Annotated in this window: 20 protein-coding genes; 12 read left to right on the forward strand and 8 right to left on the reverse strand. The window is 69.9% G+C overall.

Annotated elements, in window-relative coordinates; all coding sequences use genetic code 11:
- Positions 1-128 precede the first annotated feature (128 nt).
- On the reverse strand, positions 129-494 hold the full coding sequence (locus ACYVE7_RS11585; RefSeq protein ID WP_460364623.1) for a nuclear transport factor 2 family protein: 366 nt from the start codon (positions 492-494) through the stop codon (positions 129-131).
- Positions 495-604: 110 nt separating this feature from the next.
- Here ACYVE7_RS11585 and ACYVE7_RS11590 point away from each other — a divergent pair, with 110 nt between their 5' ends.
- Positions 605-1,156 (forward strand): thioredoxin family protein, encoded by a 552-nt coding sequence (locus ACYVE7_RS11590; protein WP_460364624.1) that lies wholly within the window; start codon positions 605-607, stop codon positions 1,154-1,156.
- A gap of 16 nt (positions 1,157-1,172) precedes the next feature.
- Here the strand turns inward: ACYVE7_RS11590 and ACYVE7_RS11595 are convergent, their stop codons facing one another.
- Positions 1,173-1,763 carry a TetR family transcriptional regulator gene (locus tag ACYVE7_RS11595; protein ID WP_460364625.1) on the reverse strand — a complete coding sequence of 197 codons (591 nt, stop codon included), beginning with the start codon at positions 1,761-1,763 and terminating at the stop codon, positions 1,173-1,175.
- An 81-nt stretch (positions 1,764-1,844) separates the two neighbouring features.
- On the opposite strand from ACYVE7_RS11595, the gene ACYVE7_RS11600 reads away from it, so the two are divergent.
- Entirely contained in the window at positions 1,845-2,729 is an 885-nt protein-coding gene (locus ACYVE7_RS11600) for an oxidoreductase (protein ID WP_460364626.1), read from the forward strand.
- Positions 2,730-2,898: 169 nt separating this feature from the next.
- Here the strand turns inward: ACYVE7_RS11600 and ACYVE7_RS11605 are convergent, their stop codons facing one another.
- Together ACYVE7_RS11605 and ACYVE7_RS11610 are read right to left on the reverse strand one after the other, a co-directional pair.
- Positions 2,899-4,983, reverse strand: coding sequence for a DNA gyrase/topoisomerase IV subunit B (locus ACYVE7_RS11605; protein WP_460364627.1), 2,085 nt, complete (start codon positions 4,981-4,983; stop codon positions 2,899-2,901).
- A 141-nt stretch (positions 4,984-5,124) separates the two neighbouring features.
- Positions 5,125-5,754: a hypothetical protein gene (locus tag ACYVE7_RS11610; protein ID WP_460364628.1), complete on the reverse strand. Its 630-nt coding sequence runs from the start codon at positions 5,752-5,754 to the stop codon at positions 5,125-5,127.
- A gap of 553 nt (positions 5,755-6,307) precedes the next feature.
- Between ACYVE7_RS11610 and ACYVE7_RS11615 the strand changes: the two genes are divergently transcribed.
- Complete coding sequence (locus ACYVE7_RS11615) at positions 6,308-6,535, forward strand: DUF7455 domain-containing protein (RefSeq protein ID WP_460364629.1); 228 nt, start codon at positions 6,308-6,310, stop codon at positions 6,533-6,535.
- An 81-nt stretch (positions 6,536-6,616) separates the two neighbouring features.
- Entirely contained in the window at positions 6,617-7,354 is a 738-nt protein-coding gene (locus ACYVE7_RS11620; RefSeq protein WP_460364630.1) for a YaaA family protein, read from the forward strand.
- Here ACYVE7_RS11620 and ACYVE7_RS11625 read toward each other — a convergent pair.
- From ACYVE7_RS11625 to ACYVE7_RS11640, 4 genes are all read right to left on the reverse strand, one after another.
- Positions 7,348-8,340, reverse strand: coding sequence for a hypothetical protein (locus tag ACYVE7_RS11625; RefSeq protein ID WP_460364631.1), 993 nt, complete (start codon positions 8,338-8,340; stop codon positions 7,348-7,350). The two genes, ACYVE7_RS11620 and ACYVE7_RS11625, sit on opposite strands and share 7 nt — an antisense overlap.
- A gap of 169 nt (positions 8,341-8,509) precedes the next feature.
- Positions 8,510-10,117, reverse strand: coding sequence for an RNA polymerase sigma factor (locus tag ACYVE7_RS11630; RefSeq protein WP_460364632.1), 1,608 nt, complete (start codon positions 10,115-10,117; stop codon positions 8,510-8,512).
- 151 nt (positions 10,118-10,268) lie between these two features.
- Positions 10,269-12,368: a SpoIIE family protein phosphatase gene (locus ACYVE7_RS11635; protein WP_460364633.1), complete on the reverse strand. Its 2,100-nt coding sequence runs from the start codon at positions 12,366-12,368 to the stop codon at positions 10,269-10,271.
- Between the two features lie 277 nt (positions 12,369-12,645).
- Complete coding sequence (locus tag ACYVE7_RS11640; protein WP_460364634.1) at positions 12,646-13,221, reverse strand: HhH-GPD-type base excision DNA repair protein; 576 nt, start codon at positions 13,219-13,221, stop codon at positions 12,646-12,648.
- A 74-nt stretch (positions 13,222-13,295) separates the two neighbouring features.
- On the opposite strand from ACYVE7_RS11640, the gene ACYVE7_RS11645 reads away from it, so the two are divergent.
- The 8 genes from ACYVE7_RS11645 to ACYVE7_RS11680 form a co-directional block, all read left to right on the forward strand.
- Positions 13,296-13,985, forward strand: coding sequence for a molybdopterin-dependent oxidoreductase (locus tag ACYVE7_RS11645; protein WP_460364635.1), 690 nt, complete (start codon positions 13,296-13,298; stop codon positions 13,983-13,985).
- On the forward strand, positions 13,969-14,610 hold the full coding sequence (locus ACYVE7_RS11650) for a cytochrome b/b6 domain-containing protein (RefSeq protein ID WP_460364636.1): 642 nt from the start codon (positions 13,969-13,971) through the stop codon (positions 14,608-14,610). The genes ACYVE7_RS11645 and ACYVE7_RS11650 overlap by 17 nt, the downstream gene beginning before the upstream one ends.
- 77 nt (positions 14,611-14,687) lie before the next feature.
- Positions 14,688-14,897, forward strand: a complete 210-nt coding sequence (locus tag ACYVE7_RS11655; protein ID WP_460364637.1) for a hypothetical protein — start codon at positions 14,688-14,690, stop codon at positions 14,895-14,897.
- Positions 14,898-14,983: 86 nt separating this feature from the next.
- A complete protein-coding gene (locus tag ACYVE7_RS11660; RefSeq protein ID WP_460364638.1) occupies positions 14,984-16,528 on the forward strand; it encodes a hypothetical protein in 1,545 nt (514 codons plus the stop codon).
- Positions 16,529-16,587: 59 nt separating this feature from the next.
- Positions 16,588-17,628: a TY-Chap domain-containing protein gene (locus ACYVE7_RS11665; protein ID WP_460364639.1), complete on the forward strand. Its 1,041-nt coding sequence runs from the start codon at positions 16,588-16,590 to the stop codon at positions 17,626-17,628.
- Between the two features lie 11 nt (positions 17,629-17,639).
- A complete protein-coding gene (locus ACYVE7_RS11670; protein ID WP_460364640.1) occupies positions 17,640-18,926 on the forward strand; it encodes a TY-Chap domain-containing protein in 1,287 nt (428 codons plus the stop codon).
- Positions 18,926-19,294 carry a hypothetical protein gene (locus ACYVE7_RS11675; protein WP_460364641.1) on the forward strand — a complete coding sequence of 123 codons (369 nt, stop codon included), beginning with the start codon at positions 18,926-18,928 and terminating at the stop codon, positions 19,292-19,294. The genes ACYVE7_RS11670 and ACYVE7_RS11675 overlap by 1 nt, the downstream gene beginning before the upstream one ends.
- Before the next feature lie 65 nt (positions 19,295-19,359).
- Positions 19,360-20,065, forward strand: a 706-nt coding sequence (locus ACYVE7_RS11680; protein ID WP_460364642.1) for a LamB/YcsF family protein, incomplete at its 3' end; no start/stop codon positions are given.

A 20,065-nucleotide genomic window follows, 5' to 3' on the forward strand; every position in this document is an offset into this window, starting at 1 on the left:
CTCGGCCGCCGCGACGGTTCCGGCACCCCCCTCCCCACGGCGATCACCGCCGTGGGCGGCTCCATCGGCCCCCGCTCCACGACGTCCTGACCCGCGGCCGGGCCGCCCTCACGGGGGCGGTCCGGCGGTCAGGTCTCGATGTCCTCGGGACCCCAGAACGCCTCCATTCGGGTGATCTTCCCGGCGGCGTCGAAGGTCATGGTGTCGATGACGCGGATGCGCAGGAGGCCGGGGACGTCGACGGTGAAGGCCATCGCGGCCTTGGCGCCGTGGGAGCCGCGGATGGGGGCGTCGAGGGTGATCTTGGCGCCTGAGGCGACGGCGCCCGCGTAGAACTCCTCGATCGCGGCACGGCCGGTGATCTCGGGATGGCCGACCGGGTCTTCGATGACGGCGTCGTCGGTGTAGAGGGCCGCGAGCGCCGCGGCGTCACCGGCCGCGAACCCGTCCACATAGGACTGCAGGACGGCCTTCATCTGCTCCTGACTGGGCAAGGTGCGCTCCTCACATTCGGGGTGTCCGGTGAGCCTACCAAGCGCTCGTTCGGCCATTGGGTCACATCCCGTTCACCGCGGACGGCCGGTGCCGATGGCACGATGGGCGCATGGCCATTCAGTCGTTCCTCGTCCCGCTCGGCACGCCCGCGCCCGAGTTCACGCTGCCCGCCACCGACGGCCGCAAGGTCGCGCTCGGCGACTTCGCCGACGCGCCCGCGCTGCTCGTGGTCTTCCTGTCGAACCACTGCCCGTACGTGAAACGCATCGAGACGGCGCTCGGCGCGCTGACCTCGGAGTACGCCGCCCGGGGCCTCGCGACGGTCGGCATCGGCAGCAACGACGTCGTCAACTATCCCGACGATTCGCCCGCGCACCTCGCCGAGCAGGCCGCCCGCGCCGGATTCGCCTTCCCGTATCTGTACGACGAGTCCCAGGACGTGGCTCGCGCCTACCGCGCCGCCTGCACCCCGGACTTCTTCCTCTACGACGCCGGCCGCCGCCTGGCCTACCGCGGCCAATTCGACGGCGCCCGCCCCTCCAACGACGTCCCCGCGACGGGCGAAACCCTCCGCACGGCCCTCGACCTGACCCTGTCGGCCTCCCCCGTCCCCGAACCCCACCAGCCAAGCCTCGGCTGCGGCATCAAATGGAAGCCCTGACCCCGCCGGACGGACCTTAGGGGATCGCGGCGAACGCCTCGTCGAGCATGGCGGCGAGATCGTCGCCGCCTCCCCCGTCCGCCCAGCGCTCCAACGTAAGATCGAACGCCGACAGCGCGACGGCCGCCGTCAGCTCCAGGCGGAGATCACCGGCGGGCGCCCCGGCCCGCCGGACCAGTTCAGCGGCCAGCCCGCGGCGGAGCTCGGCCTGCCGGTCCAGATAGCGGCCGCGCAGCACGGGCGTGCAGAGCGTCAGCTTCGCCAGCGACACCGATTTCTGCGGGAACTCGCCCATCAGCGCGACGGCCGGTGTGAACGCGGCGCGCAGCGCCGGCAACGGCGGCTCGTCCTCGGGACGGGCGGCCAGCGCGGCCCGGACGAACTCCCCCAGATCACCCAGAAACTCGATGATCACGTCTTCTTTGGACTTGAAATACCGGAAGAAGGTGCGCCGGGACACCCCGGCCGCCGCGACGATCTGCTCGATCGTCGTCGCCTCGAACCCCTGGGCCGCCAGCAGCTTGAGAGCGACTTCTCCCAATTCCTCCCTGACGACCTGGCGTTTGCGTTCGGCCATCGACGACGGATGGTGCGCCTTCCAGATCACCTCAGAACTGTATCAACAGTGCCGAGCAAGCCACTCAATGCCCTTCTTGACACTCAGTGCCACCTTGGGCATCCTGTGCCCATGACCAAGTGGAAGAGCACCGACATTCCCGACCAGACCGGCCGCACCTACGTCGTCACCGGCGCCAACAGCGGGCTCGGCCTCGAGACCACCCGCGCGCTCGCCGCCAAGGGCGCTCACGTCATCATGGCCTGCCGCGATCTCACCAAGGCGCACAAGGCCGCCGACGGCATCACCGGCCAGCTCGACATCAGGCAGGTCGACCTCGCCGACCTCGACTCCGTCCGCGCGTTCGCCGCAACCGTCGACCAGATCGACGTCCTCATCAACAACGCCGGGGTGATGATGCCGCCCCGCACCCTCACCGAGCAGGGCTTCGAGCTCCAGTTCGGCACCAACCACCTGGCCCACTACGCGCTGACGGGCCTGCTCCTCGACCGGCTCGCCAAAGCCGCCGACCCCCGCGTCGTCACCGTCAGCTCCGGGCTCGCCGCCCGCGGCGCCATCGACTTCGACGACCTCGACGGCGAGCACGGCTACTCACCGACCGGCCACTACGCCCAGTCGAAACTCGCCAACCAGCTCTTCACCCTGGAACTCGACCGCCGCCTGAAGGCCGCCGGCATCCCCGTCGCCGCCCTCATGGCCCACCCCGGCTACGCCGCCACCAACCTGCAGAGCACCGGTCCGCGCGGCCTCCTCAACCTGGTCATGAAGCCCGGCAACCTGCTGTTCGCCCAGTCCGCAGCCATGGGCGCGCTCCCCCAGCTCTACGCCGCCACCGCGCCCGACGCCGCCTCCGGCGAGTACTTCGGCCCCGACGGCATCGGCGACCTCCGCGGCCACCCCCATCGGGTCCGCCCCGTCCGCGCCGCCACCGACACGGCCGCGGCCACCCGCCTGTGGGACGTCTCCGCCCGCCTCACCGGCGTCGTCTACCCCTGATCCCGCGCCCGGCGAACCAGACAAGGTGCTGCGGCCCGCGACCAGCTCAGTTCGCCCCGGTCAGAGCGGACGAGGACCGGTAGGCCGACAGGTACCTCTGCCAGCGATTCCGTCACGATCGAATTCCTTGAATCCAGAGAATTCCAGGAATTCGACCCTAACAGGAAGGTCAGGCATCAATACGGCTGTCGTCAAGTTCACTGGCGCCCGCGACGATGAAGTCGCGGCGAGGGGCGACCTCGCTTCCCATCAGCAGATCGAAAATGCGGGTTGCTTCTTCCGCGTCTTCGATCCGGATCCGGCGGAGCACCCGGTGGCGTGGGTCCAGGGTCGTCTCGGCGAGCTGGTCTGCGTCCATTTCGCCGAGGCCCTTGTAGCGCTGGATCGGCTGCTTCCAGCGGATCGCCTTGCGCTCCAGCTCGATGAGCTTGCGCTGCAGCTCGCCGTCCGAGTAGCAGTAGATGTACTTGTCCTGGCCCTTTTTGGGGTTGAGGAGCTGGATCCGGTGCAGCGGAGGCACCGCGGAGTAGACCCGGCCCGCCTCAAGCAACGGCCGCATATAGCGGTGCAGAAGCGTCAAAAGCAGGCACCTAATGTGGGATCCGTCCACATCGGCGTCGGCAAGAATTACCACTTTCCCATATCTTGCGACTTCTGCGTCAAATGTCCGGCCGGAGCCTGCGCCGACGACCTGGATGATGGAGGCGCATTCGGCGTTCTTGAGCATGTCGGCGACGGAGGACTTCTGGACGTTCAGGATCTTGCCGCGGATGGGGAGGAGGGCCTGGAACTCGGAGTTGCGGGCGAGTTTCGCCGTGCCCAGGGCGCTGTCTCCCTCGACGATGAACAGTTCGCTGCGGTCGTCGGTGGTGCGGCAGTCGACGAGCTTCGCCGGGAGTGCGGAGGATTCCAGGGCGTTCTTGCGGCGCTGGTTGTCGCGCTGGGTGCGGGCCGCGATCCGTGTCTTGGCCGCGCCGACGATCTTCTCGAGGACGAGGCGGATCTGCGGCTTGAGCGCACGGCTGGGGTTGTCGAAGAGGGCTTTGAGCTCGCGGCCGACGACGTTGTAGACGATGCGGTTGGCGTCGCTGGTGCCGAGGATCTCCTTGGTCTGGCCTTCGAACTGGGGCTCGGGCAGGCGGACCGTGACGACGGCGGTGAGGCCTTCGAGGATGTCGTCCTTGATGACGTTGTCGTCGTTGACCTTCAGCAGTTTGGCGGCGCGCAGCTGCTCGTTGACGGTCTTGACGAGGGCGCGGTCGAAGCCGGTGACATGGGTGCCGTGTTTGGGCGTGGCGATGACGTTGACGAACGAGCGGACCCGGGTGTCGTAGCCGGTGCCCCAGCGCAGGGCGACGTCGACCTCGAGGTCGCGTTCGACGTCGGTGGGCACGAGGTGGCCGAGGTCGTCGAGGACCGGGACGGTCTCGGTGAAGTGGCCGCGGCCCTGGATCCGCAGGACCTCGCAGAGCGCGGGGTCGGCGGCCAGGAAGGTGGTGAACTCGCTGATCCCGCCGTCGAAGCGGAAGACCTGGTCGAGGGGGGTGTCGGGGCGTTCGTCGCGGACGGAGATCTCGAGGCCGGGGACGAGGAACGCGGTCTGGCGCATTCTGTCGAGGACGAGGTCGGTGGCGATCGTCGCGTCTTTGAGGAAGATCTGGAAGTCGGGCCAGAACCGGACGCGCGTGCCGGTCTTGCCGCGTACGACGCGCTTGCCCTTGTGCACGCCCGACTGCTTGGTGAAGGGGGCGTTGGGTCCTTCGCCGTCGAAGGTGCCGGGCAGTCCGCGGCGGAAGGAGATGTGGTGGGTGGAGCCCGCGCGGTCGACCTCGACGTCGAGGCGGGCGGAGAGCGCGTTGACGACGGAGGCGCCGACGCCGTGGAGCCCGCCGGACGCGGTGTAGGAGACGCCGCCGAACTTGCCGCCGGCGTGGAGCCTGGTCATGACGAGTTCGACGCCGGGGAGTTTGGTCTTGGGTTCGAGGTCGACGGGGATGCCGCGGCCGTTGTCGCCGACGGAGACGGAACCGTCGCGGTGGAGGACGACGTCGACGTGGGTGCAGTAGCCGGCGAGTGCTTCGTCGACGCAGTTGTCGACGATCTCCCACAGGCAGTGGATGAGGCCGCGGCTGTCGGTCGACCCGATGTACATGCCGGGCCGTTTGCGGACCGCTTCCAGTCCTTCCAGCACGGATAGGTGCCGGGCGGAGTATCCTCCGGCGGCGTCCACGGCGTCCTCAACGGCGGTGCTCAACGGTGCTCCTCAACCTGCGTTCGAACATGCTTTGCATATCCGGAAGGCACCTTACCCCGCCCGGCTGACAGATCACTTCCAGACGCGCTGACCGCGGCTTGAACCGGGGTTGATCTGTTGATCACTCGCGGCGGGCGTGTTTCAGCCGCGCCGTGCGGCGGAGACGCGTCCGGGGTTCACGGGGCGGGTCCAGGTCGGCGGGGCGGGCAGGAGCGGGGTGGCGGTGAGGGGCCGGGCGGGGACGCGGGCGAAGGCCGGGGTGGAGATGACCCGCCGGTTGCGGGCGGGCGGCGACTGGGGCTTGAGGGCGTCGGTGAACAGGGCGAGGCCGGTGCGGTGGCGGGCGAGCCTGGCGATGGCCAGGACGGTGAGGGCGGCGACGCCGGCGAGCTGGTACCGGCCGAAGAGTTCGAGCCCGCGGTCGGCGGTGTCGGCGCCGCCTCCGACGATGAAGTAGCAGACGAGGCCGGCGGCGGAGCCGGTGAGGTAGCCGCCGAGGAGGGTCCAGCGGGCGGTCTTCCAGGCGGTGGCCTGGTGGAGCGAGGAGAGGGCGAGGACGACCGTCGCCAGGAGCAGGGCGGCCGAGGCGAGGCCGAGGGAGATGAGCAGGCCCATGACCATGTCGGGCGGGGCCGCCTCGGAGTCCATGGGGACGGATTCGGGGCGGGCGTCGAGGAGGGCGGCGACGGATACGGCGCCCATCGCGGCGGCCGGCCACAGCATGATCGCGGCGGCCGTCGTGCGGGCCATGCCCGTGCTCCTTGCGTTCATCAGCGCTCCCCCCTCGGCCGGGCGTCGTTGCCCGACGGTTCTCCCCAACGTAGGCAACGCGCCTTCAACGGGGCCTCGAAGGAGTACCACTGGCGGCACAAATCAAGCCAAGAGCCGGGAAAACGTAAAGGCATTCCCTGTTTCAGGGTGAAGCGGGTCCCGCCACCGGCAGGGGCGCGGGTGGCGGGACTCCTCCCCTGGACGGCCGGTTCGCGCCGGCGCGGTGCGAGGGCGCTTGGCGGGGGCCGCAGCGGGCGGTGGAGCGGCCCTGCGAACCGGCCAGGAGCCTCAGTATGCGCTTCCGTCGCCGTCTCCCCCAGTGATGCGCACTTCTGGCATGAAACCCTGCATTCCGTAGCCGACTCAGCAGCCTCGACCCTGCGGCACCGACAGGCCACAAACCCCATATGGTGACGTTCCGTGAGCGACATTGTGACTTGGGTTACGTTCTGGGGCGTTCTGCTGTCGGCGTAGCGCGAGGGGTTTTGGGAACGCCCAGGTCGGGTTAGATGTTCTCCTAAGTACCGACCCCCGAGTAAATGAGGAAGGTGCCGTGACTGGAACCCTTGCCCCGTCCAAGCCGCTCAATGCTCAGGACCGCTGCGACCGTTGCGGAGCCCAGGCTTACATGCGGGCCACCCTGGCCGGTGGCGCCGAACTTCTGTTCTGCGCCCACCACGGCCGTAAGTACGCGGACACCCTGCGTGCTTCGGGGGCTGACATCCATGACGAGACCGACAAGCTGGTCGAGAACAGGCTCCGTGGCGAAGACCACGCCTGATCGCGGACAGAACCTATAGATACGGCGGACCGCCCGGCGACGGGAGGTCCGCCGTCATATTCCCGATGCCATGATTCTGGGGTGCTGATTCTTCTTCCGCCCTCCGAAGGCAAGGCCACTTCGGGTGACGGCCCCGCCCTCGACCTGGCCGGGCTCTCCCACGCATCACTGAATCCCGTACGCCGCAAAGTGCTGTCGGGGCTGCTCAAGGTCTCCAAGGGCGCCCAGAAGACCGCTCTGGACGTTCTGGGGCTCACCGACGGCCAGCGTGACGCCGTGCTCCGCAACCGCGAGCTCAAGAGCGCGCCGACGCTCCGCGCATCCGACCTCTACACCGGGGTCCTGTACGACAATCTCCGCCTGAACGGCCTCGACGACGAGGCGCGCGCGAAGGTCCTGATCTTCTCCGGCCTGTGGGGCGTCCTGACGCCCGACGACCGGGTTCCGCCCTACCGGCTGGCGATGGGCGTGTCACTGCCGCCGCTCGGCGGCCTTGCCGCGACGTGGCGTCCCGCCCTCACCCAGGCGGTCGTCCCCGACGGCCTGGTGGTGGACATGCGGTCGGCACCGTACGCGGCCGCCTGGAAGCGGCCCTCCGTGGGCGTACGCGTGCTCCGCGAGAGTGTGGTGGGCGGACAGGTGAAACGCAGCGTGGTCAGCCATATGGCCAAGGCCACCCGCGGTGAGATCGCCCGGGTCCTGCTCGAGAACGAGATCGAGGCGGCGACGCCGGAAGAGCTCGCCAAAGCGCTGGTCGGCCTGGGCTACACGGTCGAACCCTCCGTTGGAACGATCGAAGTAATCATCAGCGATCAGTGATCGAGCAGGTTCAGGTGCCGGCACGCCTTCACGTACTGGTCGCCGGCCGAGCCGCCGAGGTAGGTCCACGGCAGCGCGGAGGGACGTCCGTAGGTGCGGGCCAGATGGTTGCGGGCCGGCCGGCGGGCGTCTCCGAGGTGGAAGGCCGCGCCGAACAGGTTGTGCGCCTCGATCGTCCGCGGGTGCGGGCGCGGGCCCTCGTGCCAGCCGCGCGCCGCCGCCTCGACGTCCCGGATCTCCGCCTCGGTGAACCAGGAGGACGACCCCCTGATGATCCCGGAACGTTCCTGGACGAAGAACTCGAAGTAGGCCAGCGGGATCAGCGCGGCACGCGGGTCGTCACGGCCCGACATGCTCATCGCGACCCGCGCGAAGTCGAACATCTCCTCGGCGACCCCGCCCCACTGCGGCGACAGCGAGATCACCCGGGCGACGTGCGCGCCGTACAGCGACGGCCACCGCTCCGAGGCCCGCTTCCACAGGGTCTCCTTGTCGTCGGCGTCGGTGTCGAGGCCGAGCGCCAGCCACTGCATCGACTCCCAGGGCACCGGGTCGTCGGGGTACAGCTCGGAGGCGGTCTTGAGCGGCACGCGGGCCGCTTGGAGCGCCTTGGTGAACGCCTGGTAGCCGCCGGCCTGCTGTGACCTGGACCTGGCGGCCGGACGGATCTTCCACGCCTCCTCGACCAGGGTGCGGCCGAGCCAGAGGTGGAGATCGGGGTTGTTGGGATCCTGTGCCAGCAGGGCCTCGATGCCCTTGCTCCACCCTGCGGCGGCCTTGGCCAGGTACTCCACGCGCAGCGAACGCTGCTCGGGATCGGTTCGCGTCTCCCAAAGGGCGGAGACGGCGACTCTCAGGTAGCGCTCGCGGACGGCATCGCAGGCCTGGTTCAGCACCGGGTCCTGCCAGGGCCGTCCGCTGATCACGGATGCGGCTCGCGGACGCTGCTGTCCCGCGGCCTGAAGGTGCACCCGGTCAACCTCCATCACTCCCATGTCAGACGACATTAGGAATAAGTGGCACATCAGGAGATACCTCTACGTTAATTACGTGTTACGGGGTTACCGATCAGCGGAGTAGACCGAACAAAAACGACGGACCGTCCATCTAAGGACGGCCCGCCGTAATCGAATCGCGTTCGGGAGAACCCGGGAACTAGTCGAGGTAGTCGCGCAGCACCTGCGAGCGCGACGGGTGCCGGAGCTTCGACATCGTCTTCGACTCGATCTGCCGGATGCGCTCACGCGTCACCCCGTAGACCTTGCCGATCTCGTCCAGGGTCTTCGGCTGGCCGTCGGTCAGGCCGAACCGCATCGAGACCACACCCGCCTCACGCTCGGACAGCGTGTCCAGCACGGAGTGGAGCTGCTCCTGGAGCAGGGTGAAGCTGACCGCGTCGGCCGGGACGATCGCCTCGGAGTCCTCGATCAGGTCACCGAACTCGCTGTCGCCGTCCTCGCCCAGCGGAGTGTGCAGGGAGATCGGCTCGCGGCCGTACTTCTGCACCTCGACGACCTTCTCAGGGGTCATGTCGAGTTCCTTGGCCAGCTCCTCCGGGGTGGGCTCGCGGCCCAGGTCCTGGAGCATCTGGCGCTGGACGCGGGCCAGCTTGTTGATCACTTCGACCATGTGGACCGGGATGCGGATGGTCCGCGCCTGGTCGGCCATGGCACGCGTGATCGCCTGCCGGATCCACCACGTGGCGTAGGTGGAGAACTTGTAGCCCTTGGTGTAGTCGAACTTCTCGACCGCGCGGATCAGACCGAGGTTGCCTTCCTGGATCAGGTCCAGGAACAGCATTCCGCGGCCGGTGTACCGCTTGGCCAGCGAGACCACGAGCCTGAGGTTGGCCTCCAGCAGGTGGTTCTTGGCGCGGCGGCCGTCCTCGGCGATCCACTCGAGGTCTTCCTGGTCCTCCTCGGACAGGCGTCCCTCTTCGTTGGCCAGGCGCTCCTCGGCGAACAGGCCGGCCTCGATGCGCTTGGCGAGCTCGACCTCCTGCTCGGCGTTGAGGAGGGGGACCTTGCCGATCTGCTTGAGGTAGTCCTTGACCGGGTCGGCCGTGGCGCCCGCGGCGACGATCTGCTGGACGGGAGCGTCCTCGTCGTCGTCGGAGTCGGTGAGCACGAAGCCCTCCTCCTCCTTGCCCGCGGGGGCGCCGGTCTCGACGGCGGCCGCACGCGGCTTGGGCACCTCGGCGGCGTCCTCGTCCTCGGACTCCTCCTCGGCGACCTCTTCCACGACGACGACCTCGTCCTCGACCTCGAGGTCCTCGAGATCGAGATCGACGATCTCCTCGAGCTCCTCGACGTCGTCGTCACCGGCCTTCTTCGCCGGAGCGGCGGCCTTCTTGGCCCCCGGGGCGGGCGCGGCGGGCTTCGGAGCGGCGGCGGCCTTGGGCTTGCGGGGAGCGCGCGGCTTGGGCGCCTCCTCCGCGGCAGGAGGCTCTTCGACCGTCGTGGTGACGGTCTCCGGCTTCTCCTTTGCGGCTGCCGCGGTCTTGGGGCGACGCGGGGTCGCGGCGGGCTTGCGCGGACGCTTGGGCGCCGCGGAGTCGGCAGCTGTCACCATGACGGTCACACCTTCCTTGCTGAGGCTCCGCAGGATGGCGGGGGCCTTAGACACCGGAATGTCGGCCTCCTCAAAAGTCCGGCGAACGTCATCGGCCTCGATGTAGCCCTGAGACCGCGCGCGCTCGAGAAGCTGCTCGATCACCAGGTCGTGCAGCTCGGACGGCTTCGAGGTAGAACTGGCAGGCGACACAAATACCTCTCGAACGAACGTGTGGCTTCGACACAGACCTTTACCCCTCACAGCCGAGGGAGGCGAGAGCCTCAGGCTCATGAGGAGTGCAGCGTACCCGGAGCCCGGTAACACACCACCTTAGGGGGCGTCCAGTGGTCCTTCGTACGGACTACGCCGAGTTTCTGGATGGAACATGGAGCGCGAGCACCGTGATGTCATCGTCGTGGTCATACCCGGAGAGCATCTGATCGACCAGGTAGTCGACCAGAATCTCCGGATCTGTCACGACTTCGGGTGGTGCGTTCTGGGCGACGACGACCAGTTCATCCAGTCCCGCGTCCACCCCGCGACGACGGTTCTCCACCAGTCCATCGGAATAGAAGACCACAGTGTTGCCGGGTTCCACCAAAAAACTTGCCTGCTGCCGCTGTGACGGCCATCCCAAGGGGGTGCCGGGCTCCCCCAGACCGAGCGAAACCGACCCATCCGCGGCGATCACCAGAGCGGGCGGATGACCGGCGTTGGACACCACGAACGACCCTGACTCGGGATTCAGGACCGCGTAGGCGAGGGTCGTGAACTGCTCCTCGTCCTCCGTGGCGCTGAAGACACGGTCGAGCCCCGCCAGGACGGCCGCGGGCCTGGGGTCGTTCAGCGCCAGGGCGCGCAGGGCGTTGCGGACCCGGCCCATGACCGAGGCCGCCAGAACCCCCTTGCCCATGACGTCCCCGACGACGACCGCGAGCCGGTCGTCGGCCAGCCGGAACGCGTCGTACCAGTCGCCGCCGACCTGGACGTGCCGCGTGGCCGGGTGGTAGCGGGCCGCGAGCTGGACGTCCTGGACCTGCGGGAGCGTGTCGGGCAGGAGGGACCGCTGAAGGGTCTCGGCGGTCTTGTGCTCCTGCTCGTACAGCGTGGCGCGGCCCAGCGCCAGCGCGCACTGCCCGGCCAGGGCCTCCAGGAAGACCCTCTCCTCCTCGGTGATCTCCCTGGGACGGGTGAAGGCGAAGCGCAGCGCGCCGATCGCCGACCCCGCCATGAGCAGCGGAAGACCCACCCAGGCGCGCTCCTCTGCGGTGCCGAGGAAGTTCTCCGCCTCGTCGCTGACGAGGTGCCTGCGCAGGTATTCGGGGGTTCCGGCCAGGAACGGGCGGCTCTCGCGGACGGCCATCGACATGACCGTGGCCGCGCTCACCGGGAAAGTGACCGGCTTCTCACCTTCCTGGCCCGCGGAACCGCCCGGATTGATGATCGTCAGCTTGAGCTTGTCGTCGTCCAGCAGGGCCACCGAGGAGCGGTCCGCGCCGATCGCCGACCGGCCCACCTCGGTGATCACCGAGACGACCTGCCCGACGGTCAGCGCCTCGGCCAGCATCGAGGTCGCCTGCTGGAGCCGTGCGGTGCGCAGGGCGGCCGCCGAAAGCTGCTCGGTCAACCGGCCGCGCATCTCGTCGGCCTCACGCTGCCCGGTGACGTCGGTGTTGGCGCCGACCCACTCCACCACGCGGGTGCCGCGCTTGATCGGCACCGCCCTGACCTCGTACTGCCGGTAGGCGCTGGTGCGGGTCTTGACCCGGTAGGAGATCGAGAAGGTGCGGTTGTCGTCGAGGCACTGGAGCCATTCGGCCTCGACGCGCGGCCTGTCCTCCTCGTGGACGACCGCGAGCCAGCCGCCCGCCCGGTACTCCTCCAGGGACTGGCCGGTGATCGCCCGCCATTCGGGGGCGTCGTCGCTGGCCTCGCCCTCGGGCGTGGTCACCCAGACGATCTGCGAGCTCGCCTCGACCAGGGAGCGGTACCGCTCCTCCTTGCGCCGGATCTGCTCCTCGTCCAGCCGTCGCTCGGTGACGTCGACCGCGATCAGCGCGATCCCGATGACCTGGCCCTCGGTGTTGTGCGAGGGGAACCAGCTCGTCGACCAGCAGGGGTGCTCGGCCGCGGGACGGGCCCCGTCCTTGGGCCCGGCGGGCGGCTCGAACCGCAGATCCTTGTCGGTGACCGGCCGGTCGGTCCTGAGCACCTCCTCCAGGTGCTCGCCCAGCACCGAGGCGATCTCCTCGGGCAGCTCGCCGAGGGTCTGGTCCACCAGATCCTCGACGGTCAGTCCCAGCAGCTCGGCGAGCGTGTCGTTGACCCGGCGGCAGCGCAGCTCGGAGTCGAAGAAGGCGAATCCCATCGGGGATTCCTTGATCAGGGTCGCGAAGAGCGCCGAATCGGAGGCGTCCAGTCCTGGAACGCGCGGCTGCGGCACTGACGTATCCGTGCTCATCGCCGCCACCTCCGGTCCATCCGGCGCCTCCCCGGCCCAACTGCGAGGGATGAGTTCGTCACTATGGGTGAATGGGAGCAGGCTAGCGCTCCCGCCTCCATCACAACAGTGGTCGGAGTCGAGTTTGTCGTCGGCCCCTGCCTTCGGAAACCCCACCCTATGCGTCCCGAAAGTCGGGCGTCCATGGCATGAGCCGCCTCGAGATCCTAGACGCTGAGCCCCGCCCGCCACCCCGAACTCGCCGGTATACGTCCACCCCAGGCCACCTCGGAAACGGCTAGCCGCTCTTCGCGGCGGCCTTCGCGGCCTTCTTGAACTCGCGGACCTTGGTCAGCGAGTCGGGCCCGGTGATGTCCGCTACGGACCGGTAGGACCCCTCGTCGCCGTAGGCTCCGGCCGCTTCGCGCCACCCGGGCGGGGTGACGCCGAGCTGCTTGCCGAGCAGCGCCAGGAAGATCTGCGCCTTCTGCTTGCCGAACCCGGGCAGCTCGTTGAGCCGCTTCAGCAGGGTCCTGCCGTCCGGGACGCCCTTCCAGATCTGCTCGGCGTCGCCGTCGTAGTGCTCGACGAGGTACTGGCAGAGCTGCTGCACCCGCTTGGCCATCGAACCGGGGAACCGGTGCACCGCCGGCTTCTCCCCCATGATCGCCGCGAACGCCTCGGGATCCATCCCCGCGATCTCGTGCGCGTCGAGGTCCTTGGTGCCCAGCCGCCGGGTCAGCGTGTAGGGCCCGTTGAACGCCCACTCCATCGGGATCTGCTGGTCCAGGAGCATTCCGGTGAGGGCGGCCAGGGGGCTGCGGGCCAGGAGGGCGTCCGCGTCCGGGTTCTGGGCCAGCTTCAGTTCCGTCATGGGCACCATTATGGATCGGTTACGTGATCGGCAGAGCTGTGGCCTGGGGCTCGGCCGGCTGGTCTGATGGGAGGGTGGACGGATCTTCGGGAGCGCCGGTCGGCCGGCGGGTGGTGCTCGGGATGCTCGGGCTCGGCGCCGTGGGAGTGGCGGTCGGGTCCCGGGTGCAGGACGGCGTGAACCAGACCCTCGCCCCGATCGGCGGCCTCGTGCCCGCGGGCGGCGGGTTCCGGTACTACTCGGTCGTCTCCTCGGTGAAGCGGTACGACGCGCAGAGCTACCGGCTCGAGGTCAAGGGCAAAGGCGTGAAACCGGTGCGGCTGACCATGGCGGAGCTGGCGGCGATGCCGCAGACCGCGATCACCAAGGACTTCCAGTGCGTGACCGGCTGGCGGGTCAAGGACGTGGCCTGGCGCGGGGTCGCGCTGCCCGACCTGCTCGCGGCCGTCGGCGCCGACCCGAACGCCAAGGGGGTCATGTTCAGCTCGTTCGACGGGGCCTACACCGAATCGCTGACCATGGAGCAGGCCGTCCGCCGGGACGTGATCGTCGCGACGTCGATGCTGGACGGCCCGGTCACGCACGACCACGGCGGCCCGGTCCGGCTGTACGTCGCGCCGATGTACGCCTACAAGTCGATCAAGTGGCTGGGCGGGATCGAGGTGACCGACGAGCTCCAGGACGGCTACTGGGAGGTCAGGGGCTACGACACCGACGCGTGGGTCGGCCGGTCGAACGGACGCGACGATGCGCCGACCGTCTAGGCCCCTGCCGTCCGGCGGCCGTCTGCCCAGGTTCAGCCGGGCCGAGCGCGGCGTCCACCACCTCACCGCGCTGCTGATGATCGTCTGCCTGGTGACGGCCGTGTGCCTGTACTTCCCGCCGGCGGCGAATCTGGTCGGCCGGCGGAACCTCATGAAACCCGTCCATATCTGGGCGGGATATCTGCTGCCGGTGCCGATGCTGCTGGGCTGGGCGTCCCGGCCGTTCCGGGAGGATCTGCGGCGGCTGAACCGGTTCATCCCCGCCGACTGGGAGTGGCTGCGCCGCCACGACCGCCGGGCCGTGCGGGACGGGACGGGCGTCGTCGCGGTCGGCAAGTTCAACGCCGGCCAGAAGCTGAACGCCGCGTTCACCGCGGGCGCGATCCTCCTCATGCTCGCCACCGGAACGATCATGACCTTCCCCGGCCCGTTCCCGCTCACCTGGCGGACCGGGGCCACCTTCGTCCACGACTGGCTGTTTCTCGCGATCTTCGCGGTGTTCCTGGGACACCTCTGGTACGCCGTACGGGACAGGGGTGCGCTGGAGGGGATGGCGAAGGGCTCCGTGACCCGTGAGTGGGCCGCCGAACACCACCCGGAATGGGTCCGCGAGGTAAACAAATAATTACCGTCAGGGAGGGGCTTGACACTCTCGGCGAAGCGGGCGGGAATGGACGAGGAAGCGACCAGAGGGAAGTGCCCATGCCCCGATTGCTCGCCGAGCCGCTGTCCGGTCGGCTCCTCCGCGAGTTCTCCGTCCTCTCCCCCGACGTGGTCGACAGCTGTGTGACCGAGGTCCACGACTGCGTCGCCCATCTCGGCATCGACCCGACCCCGGCGCTCGTCGAGCGGATCGCCCGCGAGCACCTGACCGGGATGGTCAAGTCCGAACCGCCGTCCGGCCGTGTGTGACCTGGCCGGGGCTGACCCGCCGGGACTACGTCCTGCTAGGCGGCTTTCCTGAACCTGCCCGCTCTGTGCGGGTAAGGTTGCCGAATGTGAGTCCCCGCAGCCGTCCGCGCCCGTCAGGCGGGCGTCCGCCGTCCGACGACCTCCATGCGATCTTCGATTCGATGCTGCTGCACGCGCGGGAGCTCCTCGCGGTCCGCGAGGCCCTGGACGCCGAGCTGATCGTCAGCGAGATCCTCGGCGCCTGGTACGGCCGGAGCGTCGGTGCCCCCGATGAGGGCGGCGACGTGGAAGAGGTCATCGGCGAGGCGCTGCTGGAGCACGCCGTCACCCAGGGCACCCCGGCCGCGCTCGCGCTGCTGCTGGGCGTCACCTACCTCGGCACCGCACGCCAGGCCGCCCTCGCCGAGCGGGGCGCGCTGGAGCTCATCGACGCGGGCGTGGCCCGCCCCGGCTGGGCGGACAGGATCGGCACGGTCGAACCGGGCCCCTGCTACGTCTCCAAGGACGTCTACGGCGACCAGGAATCGATCATCTGCACGTTCACCTACGGCGGCGGCGAGCGCCACGCCCTGGTGATCCTGCTCGACCAGAACCTCGGCGGCCGCTGGGACGTCCCCGACACGGGGCTGGTCCGCGACGCCTGGGTCTCCTCCCATGTCGACCGGCTGCTCGACCACTGCCGTTCCGAGGCCGCCGAGAGCTCCCTGATGGAGTTCGCCGAGCTCGACCCGCGCGAGACCAGGGCCAGGCTCGAACCGGCGCTCGAGCTGACCGGCACGCTGCCCGACGCGCCGGTCAGCGACACCTTCTCCACCTACCACGCGTTCGTCAGGGCGCGGGTGCGGTCGCTGCCGCCCGGCGGACGCCGCCCGCCGCTGCCCCGCGACACCCCCGACCGGCGCGCCACCCTCGCCGCACGGTTCCTGGCCTCCGCCGACGCCGAGGAGCTGTCGGACCTGTCGGCCGCCGGCACCTGCGTCGACAAGATCATCGCTTATGGCTGCACCCGCGACTTCGGCCGGCCGCTGCGGGTCTCGCCGATCAAATGCGAGATGTTCCTGCTCGACTGGCTGCCCCGCAAGGTGTTCCTCACCCCCGCCGAGCAGGACGCCATGCCGCACGTGCTGGCCGCGTGGGTGCGGTGGGCCGCCAACCGGACCGGGCTGCCCGAGGTCGGCGTCCGCGCCACCCTCGACGCCGTCTGGGACGCCACCAACAAGTTCGGCGAGGCCTACCGCGACCCGTCCACCTTCGGCCTCGACCGCGCCCTCGTCGCCCGGCTGCTGCCCGACGGCGATCTGGAGGCCCTGCCGCGCCGCGCGTTCGCGCTGCCGTTCCTGTCCGGCGAGCTCGCCGCACTCGACCCGCTCGACGCCGCCGACCGCCGCCGGATGCTGGAGTTCGAGCACCCCGGCGCCGACCCCGCCCACCTGGACGCCCACGAACGCCTCACCCGGCGGCTGTGGGACGGCGACCCGCCCGAACTGTGGGAGACCGCCCGCGCCCTCCTGGACCTCGGCCACGAACGCCACGACATCCTGCACCGGCTCGTCAAGCTGTTCGACGACGTCACCGAAGATCCGCAGGAGCTCCGCAGGGCACTCCGAGACCTGCGTCTGGAAGACCTTTAGACTGTGGAGCCGCCGGGGGCCTTCCCCAGGCGCGGTCCTGGAAGGTGGAGTGATCTCCTGTGGAGTGGTCGGAGTTTGCCCAGCGCTTCGCCCTAGAGCTTGCGGGCCTCGACCGCGACACCATCCTGATCGTCCGGGAACGCGAGGAGAGCAGGCACTATGTGCAGGCCATGCGCGAACCCGACCTGCTGTACGCCGAGTCGGTCAGCAACAACTTCCTGCACGGCCATCTGATGCTCACCCACGCCGACGAAGAGGTGCTGATCGAGGCGGGCTGGCGGCCCCCGGTCGCCGACCGCACCCGTGAGAACTGGTGGACCGAGCTGCCGCCCGAATCCGGCCACGGCGCGTTCGCGCTGCTCGCCGACATGATGGTGACGGCGCTGCGCGACGTCCAGGGCGTCCGCCGCCCCCTCGACCTGGTCTACGAGTGCTTCCACCGGCACGGCACCGGGTTGATCGAGCTGGCCGGGATCGGGATCGACGTCGCCGAGCCCGACCGGGTCACCGCGCGCCGCGCCGCGCCCGTCCCCGCGCCCGTCCCGTCGGTGCCGTTGGAGCAGCGGCTGCTGGCGGCCCGCGACCGCGGCGACCACGCCGCCTACTTCGACCTGCTGCTGGACGCCGAGCTGCTGCTCCCGGCCAGCGCACCGGCCGTCGAGGACCCGGGGCTGACGGAGTACACGACCGTGCTCCGCGACGGCGTCACCCATCTGCCCGCCTTCACCTCGCCGCAGGCGCTGATCGCCGCCGGGTACGCGGGCCTGCACCGCCGCACGACTCTCGCGAAACTGGCGGGGGCGTGGCCGGATCCGGCCTGGGTCCTGATGGTCAACGTCGGCGCGCCCGGCGAGGTCGGCTTCGACGCCGCGCTGCTGTCCCGGCTGGACGCCCACGCCAACTCCTCCCCCACCTCGACCCTGTCGGACGGGCTGCCGGTGCTCGCCCTGCCGGGCCCAGGCGACCCGCCGCGGCTGGCGGCGCCGGGACGGCCGATCCGGCTGCCGCACGGCGCGCAACTGCTCCTCGGCGACGAGTTGACGGCCGTGTGGGACGCCTCATCGGGGCAATGGTCGGCGACCCGCGTCGCGGCCGACTGACGGAGCGCGCCGTGGAGTGGACCGATCTCACCGAACGCCTCGCCCGCGAACTGGCCGGGCTCGACACCCAGATGGTGCTCGTGGTGCACCAGCGCCATCAGGGCAGCCACTACGTGCAGGCGTTCCGCACGGGCGACACGCTCCGTGCCGAAGCCGTCAGCAGCGCCGTCCTCGACACCGAGCTGCGGTTCGCGCCCGAGGCGGAGGACAGGCTGATCGGGGTCGGCTGGGACCGTCCCGACCAGGCGGGCAACTGGACCTTCGACCTGTCCCGCGACGCCCCCGCCAGGGAGTTCCGGAACCTCGCCGCGATGATGATCACGGCGCTCCGTGACGTCCAGGGCGCCAGGACCCCCGCCGACCTGGCCTACGAGGCGTTCCGCGGCAACACCTTCCTGTCCCTGGTCGAGCTGGGTCTGCACCCGGCCGAACCCGACCGGATCACCGACAAGCACATCCCGCCGCCGCTCACCGGGCACGACCTGTCGGCGCTGGCGTCGTCGCCGTCGCTGCCGGCCCAGCCCCGGCCGAAACGGAACATCACCGCGATCCGGCTCGCCGAGGCCAAGGCCAACGGCGACCGCGACGGCTATCTGGCCGCCCTGCAGAACGCTGAGCTGTACGTCGCGGGCACCGTCGTCTACGGCGACGGCGTCTACGTGCGCGCCTACACCGCTCCCCCGCCGGGACCGCACCGCACGACCGGGCTGGCGGAGCTGACCGCGGCGTGGCCGCAGCCGCACTGGCAGCTCGCCATCGACGACGGCCATCCCGACGCCGGCTACCTCGACTCCCGCACCCTGGCCCTGCTCGGCGGCAACCCCAACCCGCGCGTCCTGCAGAAGGTGCTGCCGCACGCGCTGGTCGTCCACTACCTGGAGGGCGGATACAACCGGGTCGCCGGATATGTCCACCGGGTCGCCGACGTGATGGGCCTGGCCACGCCCGTCCAGCTCTACAAGGCGCTCGGCCTCACCGACCCGCCGTTCGCCGACGGCGACGACGACGTGCACGTCCTGCGCTGGGAGTCCCGCCCCGACGGCCTGCTGCGCACCCCGCACGGCGGCCACGACGAGGCGACGGCCGACGCGATGCCCGGCGGCTGGGTCGTCGAGCACCCGCCGTTCGACGGCAGCGGCTTCGCCCCCGGCGACGGATCGGGCGCCCCCCTCCCCGAGTTCAAGATCGACAGCCAGCGGCTGCCGCACGGAGCCGAGATCTACCGGCTCGACCGGGCCGGACGCCGCACCCTCCTCGCCCTGTTCGACGCCGACACCGACCACTGGACGGCCTTGTGATGTACCGCGAGGGCTACTACGCCGGATGGCGCGGCAGCGAGTACCCGGCCGCGCCCGCGCACGAAGAGGTCAGGCTCTACGCCGAGGTCCCGCTGACCGGGTTCACCGCCGCCCTGCCGGGCAGGTTCGTCAAGACGGTGCCCTACACCGAGCTCGACCATCTGCACTACGTGGTCACACGCTGCGTGTGGAAGGATCAGCCGTTCGTCATCCTCGGCGAGCACGACGGATGGCTGCGGGTGGAGTACACCGGCGGCAGGGCCCCCGTCGCGGAGGCACTGGAACTGGAGCGGTTCGACCGGGGCGTGTACCAGGCGTGGGCGCCGGTCACCGAGGTCCTGGAGATCCGCGAGGAGGTCTACACGTGAACGACCGGCTCGTCGCGGGACCGTCGGTGGCCCTGGGGGCGCGCCCGACGGTGAAGGATCTGCGGATGATGGATCTCAACGCCGACCTCGGCGAGGGGTTCGGCGCCTGGCAGCTCGGCGACGACACCGCGCTGCTGTCGGTGGTGACCAGCGCCAACATCGCCTGCGGTTTCCACGCCGGCGATCCGCTGATCATGCGGGCGACCTGCGAGCAGGCCGTCGCGCGGAACGTCGCGATCGGCGCGCAGGTCGGCTACCGGGATCTGGCCGGGTTCGGGCGGCGCGCGATGGACGTCCCGTTCGAGGAGCTGACCGCCGAGATCCTCTACCAGATCGCCGCCCTCGACGGGATCGCGAAAGTGTGCGGCGGACGGGTGGCGTATGTGAAGCCGCACGGCGCCCTGTACAACCGGATCGTCCACGACCGGGAGCAGGCGATGGCCGTGGCGATGGCCGTCCAGGACTACGATCCGGCGCTGCCGATCCTCACCCTGCCCGGTTCCGTTCTGTTCGAAGAGGTCGCCGACCAGACGCGGATCGTCGCCGAGTGCTACGCGGACCGCGCCTACACCGCGGAAGGCACCCTGGTGCCGCGGCGGTCGCCCGTCGCGGTCGTCCGCGACCCGGCCGAGGTCGCCGAGCGGGCCGGCCGGATGGCCGTGCAGGGCGAGGTCGTCGCGATCGACGGGACCGTCGTGCCGGTGCAGGCCCGCTCGATCTGCGTGCACGGGGACACCCCCGGCGCGGTCGAGCTCGCCAAGTCGGTGCGCG

This window comes from Actinocorallia lasiicapitis (genome assembly GCF_054778695.1).